Annotated in this window: 22 protein-coding genes and 1 pseudogene; 11 read left to right on the top strand and 12 right to left on the bottom strand. The window is 57.3% G+C overall.

What is annotated here, in order from left to right; translation table 11 throughout:
- Positions 1-261, top strand: a 261-nt coding sequence (locus V7665_RS04650) for an integrase core domain-containing protein (RefSeq protein WP_335663370.1), incomplete at its 5' end; no start/stop codon positions are given.
- Positions 262-376: 115 nt separating this feature from the next.
- Here V7665_RS04650 and V7665_RS04645 read toward each other — a convergent pair.
- On the bottom strand, positions 377-1,147 hold the full coding sequence (locus V7665_RS04645; RefSeq protein WP_335663374.1) for a pyrroline-5-carboxylate reductase family protein: 771 nt from the start codon (positions 1,145-1,147) through the stop codon (positions 377-379).
- 196 nt (positions 1,148-1,343) lie between these two features.
- On the opposite strand from V7665_RS04645, the gene proB reads away from it, so the two are divergent.
- Complete coding sequence (gene proB, locus V7665_RS04640) at positions 1,344-2,510, top strand: glutamate 5-kinase (protein WP_335663369.1); 1,167 nt, start codon at positions 1,344-1,346, stop codon at positions 2,508-2,510.
- Here proB and V7665_RS04635 read toward each other — a convergent pair.
- Together V7665_RS04635 and V7665_RS04630 are read right to left on the bottom strand one after the other, a co-directional pair.
- Positions 2,507-2,971, bottom strand: a complete 465-nt coding sequence (locus tag V7665_RS04635; protein WP_335663368.1) for a MarR family winged helix-turn-helix transcriptional regulator — start codon at positions 2,969-2,971, stop codon at positions 2,507-2,509. The genes proB and V7665_RS04635 overlap by 4 nt on opposite strands.
- A gap of 95 nt (positions 2,972-3,066) precedes the next feature.
- Positions 3,067-3,492 (bottom strand): RrF2 family transcriptional regulator, encoded by a 426-nt coding sequence (locus tag V7665_RS04630; RefSeq protein WP_335663367.1) that lies wholly within the window; start codon positions 3,490-3,492, stop codon positions 3,067-3,069.
- A gap of 83 nt (positions 3,493-3,575) precedes the next feature.
- Between V7665_RS04630 and V7665_RS04625 the strand changes: the two genes are divergently transcribed.
- Together V7665_RS04625 and V7665_RS04620 are read left to right on the top strand one after the other, a co-directional pair.
- Positions 3,576-4,040, top strand: coding sequence for a group III truncated hemoglobin (locus V7665_RS04625; protein ID WP_335663366.1), 465 nt, complete (start codon positions 3,576-3,578; stop codon positions 4,038-4,040).
- Between the two features lie 94 nt (positions 4,041-4,134).
- On the top strand, positions 4,135-4,446 hold the full coding sequence (locus V7665_RS04620; protein ID WP_335663365.1) for a DUF1971 domain-containing protein: 312 nt from the start codon (positions 4,135-4,137) through the stop codon (positions 4,444-4,446).
- Positions 4,447-4,526: 80 nt separating this feature from the next.
- Here V7665_RS04620 and V7665_RS04615 read toward each other — a convergent pair whose 3' ends face one another.
- From V7665_RS04615 to V7665_RS04605, 3 genes are read right to left on the bottom strand one after another with little or no spacing between them, the layout of a single operon-like run.
- Positions 4,527-7,763 (bottom strand): efflux RND transporter permease subunit, encoded by a 3,237-nt coding sequence (locus V7665_RS04615; RefSeq protein WP_335663364.1) that lies wholly within the window; start codon positions 7,761-7,763, stop codon positions 4,527-4,529.
- Positions 7,760-9,127 (bottom strand): efflux RND transporter periplasmic adaptor subunit, encoded by a 1,368-nt coding sequence (locus V7665_RS04610; protein ID WP_335663363.1) that lies wholly within the window; start codon positions 9,125-9,127, stop codon positions 7,760-7,762. The genes V7665_RS04615 and V7665_RS04610 overlap by 4 nt, the downstream gene beginning before the upstream one ends.
- Complete coding sequence (locus V7665_RS04605; protein ID WP_335663362.1) at positions 9,128-10,615, bottom strand: TolC family protein; 1,488 nt, start codon at positions 10,613-10,615, stop codon at positions 9,128-9,130.
- 137 nt (positions 10,616-10,752) lie between these two features.
- Between V7665_RS04605 and V7665_RS04600 the strand changes: the two genes are divergently transcribed.
- Entirely contained in the window at positions 10,753-11,394 is a 642-nt protein-coding gene (locus tag V7665_RS04600; RefSeq protein ID WP_335663361.1) for a TetR/AcrR family transcriptional regulator, read from the top strand.
- 15 nt (positions 11,395-11,409) lie between these two features.
- Here the strand turns inward: V7665_RS04600 and V7665_RS04595 are convergent, their stop codons facing one another.
- Both V7665_RS04595 and ccmA read right to left on the bottom strand, forming a co-directional pair.
- On the bottom strand, positions 11,410-12,057 hold the full coding sequence (locus V7665_RS04595; RefSeq protein ID WP_335663373.1) for a heme exporter protein CcmB: 648 nt from the start codon (positions 12,055-12,057) through the stop codon (positions 11,410-11,412).
- Positions 12,057-12,683 (bottom strand): heme ABC exporter ATP-binding protein CcmA, encoded by a 627-nt coding sequence (gene ccmA / locus V7665_RS04590; RefSeq protein WP_335663360.1) that lies wholly within the window; start codon positions 12,681-12,683, stop codon positions 12,057-12,059. Before ccmA ends, V7665_RS04595 begins: the two co-directional genes overlap by 1 nt.
- Here ccmA and V7665_RS04585 point away from each other — a divergent pair.
- Positions 12,587-13,033 carry a 4a-hydroxytetrahydrobiopterin dehydratase gene (locus V7665_RS04585; RefSeq protein WP_335663359.1) on the top strand — a complete coding sequence of 149 codons (447 nt, stop codon included), beginning with the start codon at positions 12,587-12,589 and terminating at the stop codon, positions 13,031-13,033. The genes ccmA and V7665_RS04585 overlap by 97 nt on opposite strands.
- Here the strand turns inward: V7665_RS04585 and V7665_RS04580 are convergent.
- Positions 13,030-13,863, bottom strand: a complete 834-nt coding sequence (locus V7665_RS04580) for an SDR family oxidoreductase (RefSeq protein ID WP_335663358.1) — start codon at positions 13,861-13,863, stop codon at positions 13,030-13,032. The two genes, V7665_RS04585 and V7665_RS04580, sit on opposite strands and share 4 nt — an antisense overlap.
- Before the next feature lie 205 nt (positions 13,864-14,068).
- Here V7665_RS04580 and V7665_RS04575 point away from each other — a divergent pair.
- The 4 genes and pseudogenes from V7665_RS04575 to V7665_RS04560 form a co-directional block, all read left to right on the top strand.
- Positions 14,069-14,746 (top strand): annotated as a pseudogene (locus V7665_RS04575) (ATP-binding cassette domain-containing protein); the annotation flags it as partial.
- A complete protein-coding gene (locus tag V7665_RS04570) occupies positions 14,743-16,278 on the top strand; it encodes an ABC transporter permease/substrate-binding protein (protein WP_335663356.1) in 1,536 nt (511 codons plus the stop codon). The pseudogene V7665_RS04575 and the gene V7665_RS04570, both read left to right, overlap by 4 nt.
- A complete protein-coding gene (locus V7665_RS04565) occupies positions 16,275-16,805 on the top strand; it encodes a hypothetical protein (RefSeq protein WP_335663354.1) in 531 nt (176 codons plus the stop codon). The genes V7665_RS04570 and V7665_RS04565 overlap by 4 nt, the downstream gene beginning before the upstream one ends.
- Before the next feature lie 18 nt (positions 16,806-16,823).
- A complete protein-coding gene (locus V7665_RS04560) occupies positions 16,824-17,600 on the top strand; it encodes an SDR family NAD(P)-dependent oxidoreductase (RefSeq protein WP_335663353.1) in 777 nt (258 codons plus the stop codon).
- Between the two features lie 3 nt (positions 17,601-17,603).
- On the opposite strand, the gene V7665_RS04555 is transcribed toward V7665_RS04560, so the two are convergent.
- Entirely contained in the window at positions 17,604-18,221 is a 618-nt protein-coding gene (locus V7665_RS04555) for a DNA-3-methyladenine glycosylase family protein (RefSeq protein WP_335663352.1), read from the bottom strand.
- Between the two features lie 92 nt (positions 18,222-18,313).
- On the opposite strand from V7665_RS04555, the gene V7665_RS04550 reads away from it, so the two are divergent.
- Positions 18,314-18,631, top strand: a complete 318-nt coding sequence (locus V7665_RS04550; RefSeq protein WP_335663351.1) for a 2Fe-2S iron-sulfur cluster-binding protein — start codon at positions 18,314-18,316, stop codon at positions 18,629-18,631.
- A gap of 67 nt (positions 18,632-18,698) precedes the next feature.
- Here V7665_RS04550 and V7665_RS04545 read toward each other — a convergent pair whose 3' ends face one another.
- Both V7665_RS04545 and rlmB read right to left on the bottom strand, forming a co-directional pair.
- The gene (locus tag V7665_RS04545; protein WP_335663350.1) at positions 18,699-19,637 is read right to left on the bottom strand and encodes a hypothetical protein; all 939 of its coding nucleotides are present in this window, start codon (positions 19,635-19,637) and stop codon (positions 18,699-18,701) included.
- 2 nt (positions 19,638-19,639) lie between these two features.
- A complete protein-coding gene (rlmB, locus tag V7665_RS04540) occupies positions 19,640-20,386 on the bottom strand; it encodes a 23S rRNA (guanosine(2251)-2'-O)-methyltransferase RlmB (RefSeq protein WP_335663349.1) in 747 nt (248 codons plus the stop codon).
- Positions 20,387-20,521 lie beyond the last annotated feature (135 nt).

Below are 20,521 nucleotides of genomic sequence, written 5' to 3'. Positions count from 1 at the left end.
CAGGGTAAGATCGAACGCTGGCACCAGACCTTGAAGAACCGGATACTGTTGGAAAACTATTATCTACCCGGTGATCTGGAAGCGCAGGTCGAAGCGTTCGTCGAACATTATAACCACCAGCGCTATCACGAGAGCCTCAGTAACGTAACGCCTGCTGATGCCTACTTCGGCAGGGCAGAATCCATCATCAAACAAAGAGAAAGGATCAAACGAAAAACCATGAAACAAAGACGCTTGCTTCACAGCAAGCTCGCAGCCTAATATAAATCAAACAGATGATGCCAAACATTCACCAACGTGAAAACCGCATCTGTCTCAAATTATATGACAACGGACAAAGGCCCGAATGGCGAAAATTTGCTTGGAATTGCGGCTCTTATCTGAGCTCAACGGCGCGCTCGTAGGCGGCCTGGAGCGTATCGCGGATCTGGGCAGAAAATTCTCCCTTTCCGTTCAGCGCATTGAGGCCGGCTGCCGTGGTCCCGCCTTTGCTGGTCACATTTTTGCGCAAATCCTCGAGCGACAGGTCTGATTGTTGCGCCAGTTCCAGTGTCCCGCGGACGGTTCCCAGCACCAGATTTTTCGCGTCCTTCTCGCTGAAGCCCAGATTCTCTGCAGCTTCGACATAGGCGCGTAGCATTTCGAAGACATAGCCGGGGCCGCTTCCGGCCACTGCGGTCAGGCGATCAAGCATGTCTTCATTGTCCACCCAGACGATTTCGCCCGAACATAAGGCGAGTTGCTCAATGTCGCTGGATGCCGTTTCGGAAACAGCGCCATGGGCATAAAGACCGCTCACGCCCTTGCCGATGATCGCCGGCAGATTTGGCATGATCCGGATGACCGACCGACCTGGTGCGTGGGCTGCCAGCTTTTCGGCAGAATATCCGGCCGCTATCGAACTGATCACGCCGGAAGCACTGAGCCTGGGTAAATAGGCCGGCAGTACGTCATCAATAAGTTGCGGCTTCAGCGCGACGATCAGAAAGTCAAAAACCTGCTCGCCCAGCTCCTCGACCGAGCCAACCTGGGATACGCCCTCTGGCAGTTCAGGCTTGGCCGGATCTGCGACGGTAAATTCATGATCGGTGTTGGCGGCCCATGCCTTTAGCAGCGCACCGCCCATGTTTCCGCACCCTAGGAGCAATATTTTTGTCAAATTAATCTCTTGCTGTTATTAAAAAGGAGTATGAGCAATATGCTTAGTATTCAAAATAGATATGTCAACAAATGCTTGTTTGTTATAGCTTTCGTGCAAATTGGAATATTTTGATCACTAAATTATTGCACTGGATGGGTTCAATCCCTACCTCCATCAATGAGTAATAAGGGCATCACGTCACATGGTACAAGGTAAAACAATCGTTGTAAAAGTCGGCTCCAGCCTGCTGGCCAACGAAGAACGGCTAACGCCGCGCTGGGCATTTATGCATAATTTGCTGGAGGATATCGCCCGGCTGCGGGAAGGCGGCGCAAAAGTCATCTTATGCTCGTCCGGGTCAGTCGCGCTGGGTATGAACATGATCGGCGAGCGACCGGAGACGGCAGGATTGCGCGACAAACAGGCCGCGGCGGCTTGCGGCATGCCGCTGCTGCTCAACGCCTATAAGCAGGTTGCCCATGAATATCGTTTTGAAATAGCGCAGGTGCTGGTGACGTTGCGCGATCTTGAAGACCGCAAGCGCTTCCTGAACACCAAGAACACGGTCGATCGGCTTCTCGATGCCAATATCATGCCGATCATCAACGAAAATGACACGATTACCACGGAAGAAATCCGGGTTGGTGACAATGATCGACTATCCGCGAAAATTGCGCAAATGCTGCAAGCCGATGAACTGGTCATCCTGACGCAGGTTGATGGCCTATATGATAAAGATCCCTCTGAACCCGGCGCTCAGCTGGTCGAGGAAGTAACCGATGTCTCGCCCTATCTCGCGGTAACCGAGGGTGTGAGCAGCCTGGGCAGCGGCGGCATGCTGACGAAGATGCAGGCGGCCCATATGGCGCAAAATTCCGGCTGCGATACGCGGATCGCGCATGGCGAATATGAGCGGCCGGTAACATCGGTGTTGAACAACGAAAGGCGTCATACCAAAATTCTTGCCAATGAACGGCCCGAATCGGCATGGGCCAACTGGTTGTCAGATCGTCTGCAGATGGCGGGGAGCATTGTCGTTACCGAGACGACTGCCGAATCTTTCAAATCTGGCCGGCGGAATATTGGCCGGGAAGATGTGCTGTCCATCCAGGGGCCTTATGTCAAAGGCGACGTCATTCATATATATGGTGAATCCGGTGATGAATTGGCCAGAGGCCTGACAAATTTCTCGTCCGATGAAACCATGGCCCTGGCCCGCAACCCCAAAATGACAGCCTTGCAGTTGCTGGGCTACAAGACGCTCGGTACGCTGATTACCGACAAGAACATGATCGTATTGGATGACCGTCACCTGACCTGGGAATTGCCGTCAGAAGATGAGATGACCGAAGTCGTGCCGCAAGCCTAGAATTCGCCAACGTCAAGTATGGGAGCGGACTCGAGCCGGTTCGCGTCCATCATCATGGCGATGCGCTGGACCGAGGAGATCAGCAAATTCTGCTCCCAAGGTTCCAGTTTTGACAAGGACAGCAGGAAATCTTCCTGCAATAATTCGGGGGCGTTTTGAACGCAGTCTCTTCCTTGCTCGGTCAAGACTATTTCCACCGACCGCCCGTCATCCTCACTTTTTTCGCGGGTAACCATCCCCGACTTTGCCAGTCGATCGACAATCGACGTTACCGTGGCATGAGATAGATGCACCGATTTGGCGAGCACCGAAGGCTTTGCCCGGCCATCCTTTTCCAACGCCTTCAACAGCAAAAGTTGCGGCGTTGTCTGTCCGGTCTCTTTCTCCAGCTTTTTGGACTGTAAATCGATCGCCCGGTTAATCTGCCGCAAGGCGACCAAAAGTGCATTTGAATTTGACATGACAAACCTGATACATGTTTTTGGCGTCAATAGACCAAAACATTACATATTTTGGCCATTCGGGGAACGATTGGCGCATTTTGGAGGTCCTGCCCCTAGTCCCAGACGGACCGAAACCGGACCTTGTCGCCAATCAGATCGGCCACGGTAAATCCGTCGAGATGGCGCAGGAAGGCTTCGATGCCGTCGGCGAGAACATGACGCAAACCGCAGACAGGGGTGACAACACAGCCGCCGTCAGCACCATCAAAACATTCCACGAAGGCTCCATATTCTTCAAACGTCCGGACGACCTGACCGACATTGATCGCGGCGGCGGGCTGGTTGAGCAACAATCCGCCGCTCCGACCGCGAATGCTGTCGACAAAGCCCTCTGCCGCCAGCCGCTGGGCCACCTTCATCAAATGGTTTTTTGAAATGCCATATTGCCGGGCAATTTTGGCAATCGAATGCTGACCGTCATTCGCCGCCAGATACATCAACGTGCGCAGCGCATAATCGGTTTGAACGGATAATCTCATAAAAGATGCATATCATATATTGCATTTAATTGCCAAGCGGCATAAACAGTGCATATCAAATACATCTTAACCGAGTCGAGATCATGACCGAAGCCAGCTATGCCGAACGCGCCAGAGCGAAAAAGACCGCGCAAGCCAATGCGCTGGGCATAGATGATGCTCTGATTTCCAATCTGGTTGAGACTTTCTATGGCGCCATTCGTGGCGACCCCCTGCTCGGGCCGATATTTGCATCCCATGTCGCCGACTGGACGCCGCACCTTGCCCGGATGAAAGATTTCTGGGCGTCGGTGACGCTGGAGTCCGGCCGTTTCCGTGGCAATCCGATGGCCAAGCATATTGCTGTTGGTGGTCTCGACAAACTGCATTTTGACCGCTGGCTTGTGCTCTGGAACGACACGCTGGACGAGGTCGCCCCCAATGACGCGGCGGCGCAGGTCTTTCGCGAGGCTGCCGAACGGATCGCATCCAGCCTGGTCACCGGCATCAAGGTTCAGCGCGGCGGTCTGGATGAGATTTCCAACCAGAAGGAGAAGCAATCATGTTGATCGACAATGGGACCAACTATGCCCAGATTGTGACGGTGCCGATAGTGCTGGCAGTCTTTGCTTGCACTTTTGCCATCATCAGGATCCTGCTCTGATGGGCGGCGCATCCAAGCCAGTCGCCCCTTATGGCGCTTCACCGATATTCGATGAGCTCAGCCTGCCGGATAAACTGCGCAACGAGCACAGCACCAAAGCGGGCACCTGGGGTCTGTTGCGGGTGCTGGAAGGCGAGGTCGAACTCATCTTTCTCGATCCACCATCCCGGCGGCTCGTAACGGTCGATGATCCTGCGCCGATCCCGCCCAAGTCGCCGCATTTTGTCAAACTGACCGGGCCGATGAAAATGCAGGTGGAATTCTACCGGGAAAATCCCTTGTCAGGGGAAAGGGAACCGATGGCTGATTAGCCAGCACTCCCGCCACTCAGGCTCTGCCGGCGCTGCCATATCATGCGTCTACCTGACTGGCGGGCCCACGAAGCCGGCCATCAGGCCTGCGAGGGATGTGCGAATAGATTGTTCCAATATTTTTTGACCCGCCGCTTTCCTACATATTCCAATATCGTCAGGGCCGGGATCAGCAATTGCAGGATGATCGCGCCGAACAGCACGCCGAAACCCAGGCTGGCCGACATCGGGATCAGAAACTGCGCCTGAAGGCTGGTTTCAAAGGTAATCGGAGCGACACCGAGAAAGGTGGTCAGCGACGTCAGCATGATCGGCCGGAAGCGTGATTTGGTCGCGCTGATGATCGCCTCTTCAATCGCCATGCCATCGCGCAGATTTTCGTTGATGAAATCGATCAGGATCAGCGAACCGTTCACGATCACCCCTGACAATGCGATCATGCCGAACATGCTGAGCACGCCCAGAGGCAGGCCGAGGATCAGATGGCCGAGCAGCGCGCCAATGATGCCAAAGGGGATCACCGCCATGATGATCAGCGGCTGCATATAGGATCGGAAGGGTATCGCGAGCAGCGCATAGATCATCAGCAAGGCGGCGAGAAAGGCGAGGCCGAGATCGCCAAACGAGTCCTGCTGTTCCTGCTGTTCGCCGCCGAAACTGTAGAGCAGCTGCGGATAGTCTGCTTGCAGTTCGGGCATGATCTCGTCGGTCAGGGCATTGGCAATTTCCTGACTGGTCACAATATTCGTGTCGATATCAGCGGTAACCGTTGTGATCCGCCGGCCATCGGTACGGCGAATGATCGCAGGGGCCTGACCAAAGGACACGTCGGCCAAAGTGGCAAGCGGTACTTCGCCGCCGGGCACCCGGACACGGAATCGCTCGACGTCGACGATCGAATTGCGTTCCGCTTCCGGCAGGCGGATATAGACGCGCATATCTTCCTGCCCCCGCTGTACCCGCAGCGCTTCGCTACCGAAAAATGCGGCGCGCACCTGCAACGCGACATCCTCCAGGGTGACACCCAGCGAACGGGCCTCGGGTTTCAGCCGCAGCTGGATTTCCTTCAGCCCCTCGTCCTGATCGCTCTCGATATCGAACACGCCGGCAAAGCGGTTCAGCCGTTCCATCAATTTTGTCGAAGCGGCTTCCACCACGGCCGGATCCGGATCGGAAATTTGGACATCAACCGGCGCGCCAATCGATATCAGGTCCGAGGCAAAGACCAGTGAACGCGCTTCGACGATCGGGCCCACGGTTTCCCGCCAGGCATTTTCGAAATCCCTCGATGCCAGTTCACGCTGATCGCCGGGAATGAAACTGAACTGAACGCTGGCAATATTGGACGCAAAACCGCCACTTTGGGCGTTTGGTCCGGTGGCGCGCGGGGCCTTTCCGATCAGGGTGAATATACCGCGCAAGGGTGATGGTTCGTCATCATCTATGCGCGCCTCAAATTTCGCGTAGGTTTCGCGGCCGCGCTGTTCGATCAAACGGGCAATTTTCTCGGTTTCCGCGATCGTCGTTCCGGCGGGCATTTCCAGACTCGCAGTAACGACATCGGCTTCAATGGCGGGAAAAAAAGAGCTTTTGATTATACCTGCCGGGATCAGGGATCCGACCACGATGAGCAATGCGACACTGCCGGCCAAAATCACGAAAGGCATGCGCACCGAATAGCGCACGGCACGGTCGAGCGGCCCGTTGACGAAGGCCTGATAATATATATCGACCTTGGCCTGTACCCGTTCGAAAAAGCGGGTGACGGGATTGCGCGTCGGTGTACCCGGGACTGGCAAGTGGCTGAGGTGATTGGGCAAAATCAGCAGGCTTTCGACCAGCGACAGGAACAGTACCGCAACCACGACCAGCGGAATGTCGGCCAATATCTTGCCCATGACGCCGCCGATTGCGAAGAGCGGCGAAAAGGCCGCGACGGTGGTCAATACGGCAAAGATGACCGGCATGGTCACGCGCCGCGCGCCGCTGACCGCTGCGCCCAGTCCGCTGCGACCGGCTTCGCGGCGGGCATAGACGCTTTCGCCGACGACAATGGCATCATCGACCACCAGCCCCAATGCCAGGATGAAGCCGAACAGCGAGAACATGTTGATACTGGAACCAGCAAGATCAAGGAGGAAAATCGCCCCGACAAAGGTCACGCCAATGCCCAGCGCCGTCCAGGCCGCAAGCCGGATGTCGAGGAACAGGGTGAGCGCTAGCAAGACAAGGAACAGGCCGATGGCTGCGTTTTTCAGCAACAGGCTCAGGCGATCGTTGAGCAATTCACTATCGTCGCTCCAGATCGCGTAGGAAATGCCCTCTGGCAGCGAATGCGCGAACTCGCCTTCAAGATAGTCCTTGGTGGCACGGGACACATCCAGCACGCGTTCGTCGCTGGTCCGGAAAACCTCGACAAAGGCGACCGGCTTGCCATTGTACAGCGACACCAGATCTGAATCCTCAAACTCGTCCCGGATGTTCGCGATCTGCCCGAGCCGGACCATGGCGCCATTTTCATTGCTGATCAGTACTATATCTTCGAAATTCTGCTGGTTGTAATTTTGTCCGATGGTCCGCACGCGCACTTCTTCGCTGTCGGTATCGATCGAGCCGGCGGGACTGTCGAGGCTGCTAGCGGCGATGGTCCGCGAGATGTCGTTGAGCGATAGCCCGAACGCCTGCAATGTTTGTTGCGGCACCTCGATCGAAACTTCATAATCGCGGATCGAGCTGGTATCGACAAAGGAAATTTCAGGCAATGCCGCCAGTGAATCCTCCAGCCGGTAGGCCGTTTCCTTCAGGGCATTTTCGGATACATCGCCAAAAATGGCAATGCGAACCACGCTCTGCCGCGTGGTCAGCTCGCGGACATCGGGTTCTTCTGCGTCATCCGGGAAAGATTGAATCTGGTCTATTTCGGCTTTGATATCATCCAGTGCCCGATCAATATCGGTCCCCAGTTCCAGTTCGACGGATACCGTGCCGATATTTTCGGCGGCATTGGACTTGATCTCTTTGACATTTTCCACGGCTTCCACCGCTTCTTCAATCTTCTGGACAATCGATTCCTCGATCTCGTCCGGCGTAGCTCCGGGATAGGCGACGCTGATCTGGATCGTGTCGAGGCTGTTTTCCGCGAAAACTTCCTGGACGATCGTCCGGTAGGACAGGATGCCGGCGACGATCAGGAAAATCATCAGCAGATTGGCCGCGACCCCGTTGCGCGCCATGAATGCGACAATCCCGCTCTGCTCCATTACTTCCTTGCTCGGTTGGTCCGGCAGGGACGGATCAAGATCACTCGGCTCGGTCATTGAACCGGCTTGGCTTTCGTCTTCGCTTTGCTTTCACTGGCGTTCGAAGCCTTCGCTGCTACTCGTGGTTGAGCAATTCTGACCCGCAGGCCTTCGGTTGCGACTTTCAGGTTTCCGGTAACGGCGACCGGGTTTTTACCCAGCCCGATGGCGCTGATCAGCGCTGTCTTGTCGGTCCGCTGATATATGTCGACGGTCATGATGTGCAATTTTCCGTTCTGCACCAGCCATATCTTGTTACCAGCGCGCAAGGCCGCCAGCGGCAGCACCGCATAGCTATCCAGAGCCCTGCCGGTAATTTCGGCGTCGACAAAACTGCCCACGAACAGGGGAGGGGCGGCGGTCGCTGCTTTTCCGCCATTGTCCGCGACAGCGGTCGTTACGCCACCGCTTATCGGCTTGGGGACACGCAGAAACACGTCGATCGTGCGTGTCTTGGGGTTGAGCAAACCGTTGACCCGATCAACATAAGCGGGCCAGCGATAGCGAACACCGCCATAATCGGAAAATACCGACGCTGCGATCCGGTTGCCGGTGCCAGCGCGAAACAATTGCGGGATCAGCGCGGCGTCTTTCTCGGACAGCGGGATGACCGCTTCATAATCTGCGGTGCCAACCATCGAACCTAGCGACTGGCCGGGTTGGACATAGCTGCCCAGGGCAATATTCTCGGTGCGGACAATGCCTGAAAACGGCGCGCGAACAACGGTGCGCTGCAATGCGGTTTCGGCATTGGCCAGATTGGCCTGCGCCCGCCTTAGTCCGGCGCGGGCGGATTCCAGTTGCGGCTGCCGCGTCGCTAGGCCGTTGGTGGCGATATTCTGCCTGGCCTGCGGTCCTTCGGCACTCGCCTTTTTGGCCAGTGCGTCCGGCGGCAATATCTGCGCCGCATAGTCACTGCTGTCTACGCTTGCATAAGCATTGCCGCCACTGACGCCGCGTTGCTGAAAACGCTCCAGCTCGGCCTTGGCCAGGGCCACTTCCTCTTTTGCCTGCAAGACGGTGATGCCCTGGGATGCGACATCGGCTTGCGCCGTCTGCACGGCATTGCGGTAGTCCGATGTATCGATGCGAAACAATATGGCCCCGCGTGAAATGCGCTGTCCTTCGCGCAGGTCCGGATTGACATAGACCAGCTTGCCGGCAACCTCCGCCGCCAGCGTCAGTTCTTCGCGCGCCTGCACCGTGCCTGCACCCTTGACCATCAGATTTCCTGACCGGATTTCCAGCGCTTTGGCCTCGACCAGCGGAATCAAATCCTCTGGCGTTTTCTCTTCCGGTTCGGTGCGCAGCATGATCAACAGGGCGGCAAATAATATTGCCCCGAGCAGGATCAGGCCGCCAAGTACGCGTTGCCTATGCACTTATTCTTCTCCCTGAAGGGCTGGAGGATTGGCCATGATATCTGGCGCGCGCGGAAATTCGTCCCAGCTGCCGCCCAAGGCGCGATGCACGCCAAGCCGCGCCAATGCCACGTCGCGCGCGGCCGACGATAAAGAGGATTGCACCTGATATTGCGCCCGCAACGCATCGAGATAATCGACATAGCTGCCGACACCATTGGCAAAGCGGCGGGACTGCAATTGCGCCGTCGCCTGTGCTTCGTCCAGTTGCGAAAACAGGAACTGGTAACGCTGCCGTTCTTCTTCATAGCGTTCGATTGCGCTCCCCACCTCCTGATAGGCGGTGAGCACCGTGCGGGCATAGACCGCTGTCTGCTCCGCATATTGGGCATCGGCGACCTCAATATTGGCCCTGATCCGACCACCCTGGAACAAGGGTGCCGTCAGGCCGGCGCCGAGGTTCAGCACCCAATTGTCAAAAATATTGAACATGTCCGCAGGATTGCCGGCCTGGCTACCGGTGCTGGCGGAAAGACTGAGCGAGGGGAAACGTTCCGCCCGCCTTGCGCCGAGATTATATCGCGCCGATTCGAGCCGCTGGCTGGCGGCAAAAACATCCGGCCTTTGTGCCAATAGATCAATCGGCAGACCCGCAGGAACCGGCTCGAACACCAGTTTCGGGGTCAGTGTCTTGCCGAGCAACTCATCCATATTATTGGAATATCTGCCCACCAGAACCGCCAACTGGCCCTCGGTCGCCGCCAACTGGCTTTCCCGTTGCGGCAAGCTGGCCTGCACATTGCGGAAATCCTGCCGGACTTGATAAAGCTCAAAAGAGGTGACCAGGCCGCGGCTATAGCGGTTCTCGGTCTGCTCGACGCGATCGCCCAGAACATCAATGATCCTGGTGGTCAGCGCGATCTGATGCCGCGCATCGACAATATCAAAATAGCTGGTGATCGATTGCGCCAGCACCGCCAGCCGCGCGGCTTGCAGATCGGCGGCAGCGGCAATCGCATCCGCCCGGCCGGCCCGGGCATCATTGCGCAGCTTGCCCCAGATATCGAGCTCGTAGGCAAAAGCGAGGCTGGACGAATAGGTCTCGTTCTGCAGCCGTCCCGCGGTCGCACCGGGAAAGGAGCCAAAGCTTGTCCCTGCCGTCGGCGAATCCGAATAATTGCTGTTCAGCCCGGCATTGACTTGTGGGAACAGACCGCTTTTGGAAATACGCGCCCGCGCTTCGGCGGCGCGCAATCGGGCCGAGGCCTCCGCCAGATCAAAATTCCTGGTCAGCGCTTCGTCGAGCAAGTTGTTCAGCACCGGGTCTTCAAACGCGGTCCACCAGCGGGCGGGCTGATAGGGGCCATCGCTTTCGGTCCGGTCAAATGCAGAAGGGACACCGGCGGCGATTTCAGGCGCCGTGGATTGGGGCGCAAGGCTGGCACAACCACTCGTGGCCGTCGCGATTGCAAACAGCAGATATATCGGATTGTGGAACCGGTTTTTCACAACATCATCCGCGATTGAATCGGCTTGTACTTTACCAAGCCTCAATAATATGTCAGTTATAAAATTGAACGTCAACGTTTCATTTGAACGCTACCGTTCAATTTTATGGAACGGGGTGGCCGTGAGAGGAGTGGACCGTGGCAGACGCGGATAACAATTTAGCAATAGAACGCGCGGATCGGCCGTCAAGCCAGCGCAAGATTGCCAATATTATCGCTGCGGCCCGCGCAGAATTTTTTGCCCACGGCTTTTCTGCGTCAAGTATCGAAGCCATTGCCGCGCGCGCCGAAGTATCGAAAGTCACCATCTATAGCTGGTTTGACAACAAGGAAAATCTGTTCGGCGAAGTGGTCAAGGCGGAATGCTGCCATATGAACGACAATTTTGTCGGCGAGAATCTGGAAGATAAAAGCCTCCGCGAAATCCTGATAATAGCCGCTGAGAATATGCTGAATTTCCTGATGCGCGATGAAATGGTTCGCTTTGAACGAATCCTCGCTTCGGAAGTGAACCGGGATCCCCGGATCGGCGAATATTTCCTCGACAACGGCCCGCGCGCGCTGCTTGCCAATCTGATCAAGCTTCTGCAGGTTGCTATTAAAAAAGGCGAAATTCAAAGTCCGGACCCGCAATCATCGGCGGAAATGTTTGCCGCTCTGGTCATGGGACGAATGGATCTGATGCTGCGCTATGGCGAGAAAATCAATCTGACAGCAGCTGAAAAACATGAGCGCGCCACGAAGGCGGTCGACGCCTGGATGTTGATTCACCAAAAATGATTGCCGACTGCGGCGCTACTCCCTGACCGCGCTTAACGCCGCTCCGGCAGCAAAGGGCGTGATCGCGACCAGCAGCAGCGAAATCGCGCCCAGGAACAGCAACGCGCTGCCGCCTTGCGCCGACAGGCTGCCGGCCCCGAAGATCAGCAGCGGAATGGCCAGCGGAACCAGCAATAATCCACCCAGCGCGCCCGCGCCTTTCAGGCCAGCGGTCAGCGATGCGATCATCACCGCCAGACCGGCCAGCGCCGGTGTCGCAATCGCCAGGCTCGCCAGCAGCGTGCCGAGCGCTTCGCCTTCCAGTCCCATCAGACCGCTCGCCAGAAAGGCCGCGAACAACAGCGGCGGGCCAAAGGAAAGCCAGTGCGAGACCAGCCGCGCCGCTGCTATCATTTCGTCTGAAAGACCGCGCACAATCAGCTGATCATAGATACCATTTTCCAGATCCGGCTGGATCAACCGGTCGAGCGGCAGCAGCGTCGCCAGCAGCGCTGCGATCCACAAAATCCCGCCGCCGGTCTGCAGCAGCAACTCGCGGTCCGGGCCGACGGCAAAGGGAAACAGCGTCGCCGCCGAGAGATAGAATATCACCGGCAGCCAGGTCCCGCCGCTGGCATAGCTCTGCCGCACATCGCGCCAGATGATCGTTGCGATGCTGTTGATCACAAACATGCTTCCAATTCTTCCAGTGGCTGCAGCTGCAGGGTGAAATCAAACGCGATCGGCAGAGGTATATGGCTCGCGGCGAGAATGATCCCGCCAGCATCCAGATGGCTTTGCAGCGCGCGCCCCAGTTGATCGACCGAATCCGTATCGAGGCCATTGGCCGGCTCGTCGAGCAGCCACAATCTTGCGTCGCCCAGATAGGTTCGGGCAAGCCGCGCCCTTTGCCTCTGCCCGGTCGAAAAATAGCGTACCGGCACTTCGGCGAGATGATCCAGCCCCGCGCGCGCCATCGCAGACGCAACCTCATCCGGTCCCTTGCCATCCAGTTTCGCCCAGAAGCGCAAGGCCTGCTCGAACGGCAGATGTTCATCCAGCGCCAGCCTGTCGTCGCACAGCGCCTTGGCCTCGGGTATTTTGCACAAGCCCGCGGACGGCTGAAGCAGACCGGCCAGCAGACGCAGCAGGCTGGATTTGCCGACACCATTGGGGCCAGTGAGCAATCCTGCCTGTCCCGGTTCAAGCGCAAATGTCAGGCCGCGGAACAATATCCGCCCGCCGCGTACGCAGCTCAACGCCTCGGCGAAGAGCCGATCACTGCTTCCGGTTGACTGTCCCTTGTTCATCGCACAGACTTAAGGCACGAATTGGCGCGAAAGCCAAGCAAGGAGCAAGAAATATGGTAGCGCAACTGACCGATGACGAGCGCAAGGCGGTTCTGACCAGGCTTTCCGACTGGCAATATGACGCGGAGCGGGATGCGATCAGCCGCTCGTTCAAATTTTCCGACTTCACCGAAGCCTTTGCATTCATGACCCGCGTCGCCCTGCACGCGGAAAAGGCCGATCATCATCCCGAGTGGTTCAATGTCTATAACAAGGTCGATATCACGCTGACCACCCATGACGCGGGCGAAAATGGAGGACTGTCGCAACGCGATGTGGATCTGGCAAATGTGATCGAGAGCTTGCTCTAGTTTTTCGCTTCCGATCCGGCCAGAATATTCCCCATATCGGCAAGCTGGGTTTGCTGTTTGCGCAGCCGACCGGGCATCCAGCGGGCGGCAAAGGCGAGCTGTTTGGCCATTTTGTTGACCGGCGTATGGACCTTGTCGCCATGCACGGCTTCCCAGGCCGCTGGGCCGATGATGGTCACGGGACTAACCAGCACACCGGCTTCTTCGAGGCGTTCCTTGCCTGTCTGATTCGTGCCTTCCGCAACATCAGAAATGATATTCGTGTCGACAAAACCCGGCATCAGCGAGCGAGACTTGATGCCATATTTGCCCAATTCAAGATCGTGCGATTCGGCGAGGCCACGCACCGCGAACTTGGTGGCGCTATAGACGCTGAGATCGGCCACGCCGTAAATTCCGGCGGCTGAGGCGGTGTAGAGTATGCAGCTGTCCGGGGTGCTCTTGAGCATCTCGAAACAGGCACGGGTGCCGCTGATCACACCGGTAAGGTTGATCGCGATCATCAGGTCGATGGCTTCATCGGTCATCTCCTGAATGGGACCGCCTTCACCAATGCCGGCATTGTTGAACAGGACATTCATCCTGCCGCCGGTGATCGCACCAAATTCGGCGACCGCCTGTTTCCATTGCGCCCGGTCGGTCACGTCCAGCCGGTGGATCGAGCTCTGACCCTCGGGCAACAGCGCCGCAGTTTCGGCCATGCCCTTGTCATTGATATCAGCAATCCCGACGAACCAGCCCTTTTCAGCGAAATAGCGACCCACTTCGCGGCCCAGACCGGATGCGCCGCCGGTGATGAAAATTGTCTTTTGCCCGCTTTGATAGCCCATGATTCCGCTCCCGTTCCGTTATTAACATTGATGTTCATTCGAGCCGTTTTTGTTGGTCGCGTCAAGTGGGGTTGGACATGCGCGGCAAAGCGCGCCACTATATATTTCGATGCGTGTCTCCGGTCCTTCCATCAGCCTGAACCAGGTGAGCCGCCATTACGGCAGGGTTCGCGCAGTTGACTCGCTATCGCTGGAAATAGCAGCGGGCAGTCTCGTGGCATTGGTCGGTCTGTCCGGGTCTGGAAAATCAACCCTGCTGAAAATGATCAACCGACTGGTCGAACCGGACAGCGGCACGATCAGGATCGACGACGAACCTGTCGACTCGATCGATCCCCATATTCTGCGTCGCCGGATCGGCTATGTCTTCCAGAATATCGGCCTGTTTCCGCATATGACGGTCGCGCGCAATATCGCGATCGGGCTCGAACTGGCGGGTGAGAAGCAGGGGCGTGCCGATCGCGTGGCCGAACTGCTCGATCTGGTGGAATTGCCGCGGGACATGGCCTCGCGCATGCCCGATCAGCTGAGCGGCGGCCAGCAGCAACGAGTCGGGGTTGCCCGGGCGCTGGCGACCCGGCCCGGCCTGATGCTGATGGACGAACCCTTCGGCGCGCTCGATCCGGTAACGCGGGACAATCTGACCGATCAATATAAGGCGCTGCATGACAAGCTTGGCCTGACCACCATCATCGTCACCCATGACATGGCCGAAGCGCTCTATCTCGCCGATCGTATCCTCGTGATGGAAGACGGGCAGATCAAGGCGGATGCCACACCCGCCGCGCTATTGTCCGGCAATGTCGGTGAAGCAGCGGAGGCTCTGGTCGCTATTCCCCGTGCCCAGGCGGCGCATCTGATCGCGCTGAGCAAATTGGCATGACCGGGCCCTGGCAACAGGCTTTTGCCCGTGTGCCGGAACTGCTGGCCGCTCATGTCCAGATCAGCGTGTCGGCCTTGGTCCTGGCAATGATCATTTGCCTGCCGCTGGCAATCTGGGCGGCGCGGTCACCGAAAATAGCTGCGGTCGCTCTAACGGCAGCCAGCCTCATCCAGACGATCCCCGGACTGGCGCTGCTGGCGCTATTCTACCCGCTGCTGCTCGGCCTCTCGGCTCTGGTCGGCGGCGGCATATCCGCTTTCGGCTTCCTGCCGGCGCTGCTCGCGCTGACCCTTTATGCGCTGCTGCCGATCTTGCGCAACGCGGTGACCGGACTGTCCGGTGTCGACCCGGCGGCAAAGGAAGCGGCCGATGGTCTCGGCATGACCAGCGGACAAAAACTATATTATGTCGAAGCGCCGCTGGCCGCGCCGACGATCATGGCCGGAATCCGCACGGCTGCGGTCTGGACGATTGGCGCAGCGACGCTTTCGACGACGGTTGGCCAGCCCAGCCTCGGCGATCTGATCTTTGCCGGACTGCAGACGCAAAACTGGATGCTGGTGTTGACCGGTTGCCTGTTTTCGGCCGCGCTCGCCATTTCGGTTGATCTGTTGCTCGGACTTATCGAACGGGGAATCCGCCAGCGCCGCCGGATATTGGTGGGAGCAGGGATGGCGGTGATCGCGGCGGGGCTGTTGATCGCGACGCTGCCGCTGATGATCGTGCGCGACAATGTCGTCGTGATCGGGGCCAAGAATTTTTCCGAACAATATATTCTCGCGCGGCTGATCGGGTCGCGGCTGGAAAAGGCCGGCTATACAGTCCAATATCGCGATGGCCTCGGTTCTGCGGTTGTGTTTCAGGCGCTGTCGGCGGGTGATATAGACGTCTATGTCGACTATTCGGGAACGATCTGGACCAACCAGATGCAGCGCAGCGATATGCTGCCGAAAGCAGCGATGCTCGACGCGATCACGCAGTGGACCAGCGCCAGTCACGGCGTCAAAATGCTCGGCGCTTTGGGGTTTGAAAATACCTATGCCTTTGCCGTCAGACCGGAAGATGCCCGGGCAAAATCGCTCCGGACGCTGGAGGATCTGGCCCGGGTGTCGAGCGATTTCAATTTCGGCACCGATGTCGAGTTTCTCGAGCGGCCCGAATGGCAGATGGTGCAGGCCGCCTACCCGATCCGCTTCAAGGACGCCCGGTCGTTCAGTCCGACCTTCATGTATCCGGCCCTGGCCAGCGGCGAGGTCGACGTGATTTCCGCCTTTTCGTCCGACGGCCGGATCGCGGCGAATGGTTTTGTCATCTTGGAAGACAGCAAGGGAGCGGTGCCATCCTATGAAGCGATCATGCTGCTGGCCCCGGATCGCGGCAGTGACGACAAATTTGTCGCGTCACTAAATCCGCTGATCGGCGCGATCACGGTGGAAAACATGCGCAAAGCCAATTATATGGTCGATCGCGAAGATGACAAGAAAACGCCGAGGCAGACCGCACTCTGGCTGAATGACAAGTTGAGGGAATGACAGTGAAATCTGGATTTGCATATATATTGAGAATGGCCGGGCTGGTCATGTTGCTGTTCATGGCGTGTTTTTCGGTGGCGGCGCGCGCGGAAGTTACGGTCACTTTCTATTCGCATGATTTTGGCAAGAATTTCCCGCATGCTTTCTTTGTCGCCAAGGGCGAACTGGCCGACGGCAAGAAGGTCGACACCGCCTTTGGCTTTACCGCCGTCAACGTAACGCCGGGCATATTGTTCGGATCGGTCAACGGCCACGTCCATGCACCACCGGCCAAGTATATTGCCAGCAGCAACCCGCACTTCACCGTCACCATAGATGATGGCAAATATGGTAAATTGATGGCCGTGGTGCAAAAATGGCAGTCTATTCCGCAAAAAAGCTACAGTCTCAACAAGCGCAACTGCGTCCATTTCATCAATGATGTGATCAAGACGCTCGACCTCAAGACCAATTTGAAAACGGCAAATTGGAAGAAGCCCCGGTCGTTCATGGAAGAAGTCATGAAGCTCAATCCGTTTCTCAAATAACCGATAGGGACTAGGCTTATGGTAGACGTATGCATGATCATTGGGGCGGGTGCCGGTATCGGCGGCCATGTCGGCAAACGCTTTGCCGAAGAAGGCTATCATGTCGCCTTGTGTCGCCGTAGCGATCAGGCTGGTCTCGACAATATGGTTGCCGAAATCCAGGCGTCCGGCGGCAAGGCTTCGGGCCATCTGCTCAACGCGGTGGATGAAGGGTCGATCGAAAAACTGATCGACGATCTGGAAGCGGACATCGGTCCGATCAATGTCGCCGTCTATAATCTCGGGGCGCAGATCGGTAACCGGGCTTTGGCCGACACGCCGCTGAAGACCTTTGAGCTGGGCTGGCGGATCGGCAATCTCGGCGTGTTCCGGGTGGCGCAAAAGCTGTTTCCCTTGATGGTCGAACGCGGCGGCGGCGCCTTGCTGGTGACATCTGCGACGTCGGCGATGCGCGGCAATGCCGGACAGCATAGTCATGCCGCCGCCATGGGTGGACGGCGGATGCTGTGCCAGACATTGAACGCGGAATTCGCGGCAAAAAATATTCATGTCGCCCATATATTGATCGATAGCGCGGTCAATGCGCCGGATACGCTGGGCAAGCTGCTCGGGCCGGAGCGCTTTGCAAAATTACTCGAAGCCAAAGCCAATGGCAAGGACGAGCTGATGGAACCCAGCGCGATTGCCGACACCTATTTCCATGTCGCCCACCAGCATCGCTCTGCCTGGACCTTTGAACTCGACATGCGCGCCTTTACCGATACCGCCTGGTGGAATCACCCGCTCGATATCTAGGGGTTACATCACCATCACATGATAATGGTGCCAGGTGAATATCGCCACCGCGCCGCGATGCGGGGACCATGTTTCAGCCATCAGGCGCAGGCCCTTTTCGGACGGCCTGTCCGCCAGATCCAGAAAATTGCCGACGCCGACCTGAATCGCAAGGTCACCGGCGGGCCAGATGTCGGGGCGGCCCTGCGCAAACAGCAGATAGATTTCTGCTGACCAGCGGCCAATCCCCTTGATCTTGGTCAGCAGCGCGATCGCCTCTTCGTCATCCTGCGGCAGATTGTCGAGATCGAGCCCGCCGGAGAGGATCAGTTCCGCCAGGCTTCTGGCATAGCCCTGTTTCTGGCGAGACAGGCCGCAGGCCCGCAATTCGTCAAATTCGGTGACAATCAGGGCTTCGGCCGGGCAACCGTCGCCGAGCCGCGCTTCCAGCTTGTTCCATACCGCTGCCGCCGAAGCGACGCTGACCTGCTGGCCGACGATGGTGCGGAGCAAAGTTTCATAGCCTTCCGGACGGATCCGCGGTTCCGGATAACCGGACTGCACAATGGCTGCCGCCAGCCGTGGCTCGATCGCACTGACATGGTCCAGCCCGGCTTTGATCATTTCTTTTGATAGGCCCATCGATTCCCCGCTCTCGTTTCGGCCCTTGATTCTTTTTGATGGTCCAGACATAGCGTGCGGGATTTCCAAATAACAGTCACTAAGGGGTAGCTATGCCAACGATCCACGTAACCGGCCGCGATGGCGAAGAAAAAGCAGTTTCCGTCGATAGCGGAATCAGCGTCATGGAAGCGATTCGCGACAATGGCTTTGATGAACTGCTGGCGCTTTGTGGCGGCTGCTGCTCCTGCGCCACCTGCCACGTCCATATCGATGCCGACTGGAAAGCCAAATTGCCGGCGATGAGCGAAGACGAGGATGATCTGCTCGAAAGCAGCGATCACCGCGACGAATTTTCGCGTCTCAGCTGCCAAATTGAATTGTCTGACGATATGGATGGCCTGAAAGTCCGGATCGCCGAAGAAGACTGAATTTTTCGACCGACCAAAAAATGGGGGCGCTTTTCAGCAGCCCCCATTTTTTTGTCTGGTCAAATGACTAGTTGGCCAGCTTGACGATCGCGCGCGGGCTACCATCAGGGCCGCTGGTGCCATCAACCTTCCAGCGCATGTTCTTCGTTGAGCCGCTGATGGTCAGGCCATCCTCGGTGTTGTTGGTCAATACATCACCGTCGGTCACGATGGTGAAAATCCCGTCAATCGGCTGTGTCTTCGATTCACCCGACGAGCCGCCCATCGGCATGGGCCCCATTGCACCGGCCAAGCCGCCGGCTCCACCCATGGCCGGGGTCAGTATTTCCAGTTCGCCGCCGCGGCGACGGATGATCTGAACAAAGGGAAATTGCATCGTCGCGCCCGGTATGGTGGGAAATGCAAACATCTGATCGAATTTGCCGCTGACCGCATATTCGACCTCGAACAGATTATCGCCCATATATTCGACCTTGTTCCAGCCGTCATATTTGGCGAGCTTCTCTGCAAATTTTTTCAGACCTTCGTCATCGCCCGGCACCGCGCCACCAAAGATCGAGCTCATCGCTGTATTTCTCTTGTCTTCTTCAGCCTTCTTGCTTTCGCGCGTTTCCTCCGCAGCGAGCGCCATCTCATCGTTATGCATTTGTTCCAATTTGGCGAGATCGTCGGCATTGCACTCCCGTTCCTCATAGGAATCGGGGTCACTATCGTTGTTTACCGGACTGCTATAGAGGTCCAGTGGGTAAGGCGTTACCTTGCCGCTCGCTTTGTTGATTTGGTTAAAACACACGGCCCGACCAGGATCGTAAGGCATTTGATCCATGCCGGCGGAGGATTGTGGCCCATCACCTTCGGACAGCTGCATCTGCCCGACATAGGTGAAATTATAAGTACCGTCGTTCATCAATCGCAATTGCGATTCGAACTTTCCGGGAATCAGCAAGCAGCCTGTCAGCAGCAACGGCGCGATCAGGGCCAGGGCCCACTTGCTATATTTTCCCACGACTAATCCCCTTTTTTCCTGGTATATTCGGCATATAAGGCAATGGCGGCCGCGTTGGAAACATTCAGGCTTTCCATCCGCGGGCTCATCGGCAGCCGCGCGAGCGTGTCACAATGGGCCGAGACATTCTGCCGCAGTCCTTCGCCTTCCGCGCCCATGACCAGCGCCAGCTTGCCGATACCCATGGCACTTTCGAGCTCATCGCTGGCATCGCCGTCCAGTCCGATCCGCCAATAGCCAGCTTCGGCAATTTCATCGAGCGCGCGGGACAGGTTGACCACACGGATCCACGGGACGATTTCCAGTGCGCCTGATGCAGATTTTGCCACTACGCCCGATTCGGGCGGGGCATGGCGGTCCTGGGTGATGATCGCGGCTGCATCAAAGGCAGCGGCAGAACGCAATATCGCACCGACATTATGCGGGTCGGTGACCTGATCGAGCAGCAGCAACGGACGGTCGGTTTGTTGGTCCAGTACCTCGCCCAGCCAGATATCGGGCAGGGGGTCAACATCAGCGACCATCCCCTGATGCGGTGCGTCGCGCGGGATGACCCGGCCGAGATCGGCGACATCGCAGATCACGACCGCTATATCATCGGGAATTTCGAGCGTTGCCAGAGCCTCGCGGGTGATCGAAATCTTCTTCACCACCCGGTTGGGATTGTCGAGCGCAGCCTCTACCGCGTGCCGTCCCCAGAATTTGAGACCGCCACCGGTTTTCTTGATAGATTTGTTTTTGCGTGCCATATTTCCTCCCTAGCCGCTAAGCCGCCTCCCGACAGCCCTTTTTTTCTGTAATTTTCCAAGGGCAGGCATTGACAGTTAGCCATCCCTTCGTCATTGAGCCGCTCTTGTCGCCATCGGCGGCCTTGGGTACCCAGA

The organism is Parasphingorhabdus sp., assembly GCF_036964675.1.
Classification (GTDB): Bacteria; Pseudomonadota; Alphaproteobacteria; order Sphingomonadales; family Sphingomonadaceae; genus Parasphingorhabdus.
The sequence above is the reverse complement of the archived record's forward strand: the minus strand, read 5'-3'. Positions and strand labels throughout refer to the sequence as shown.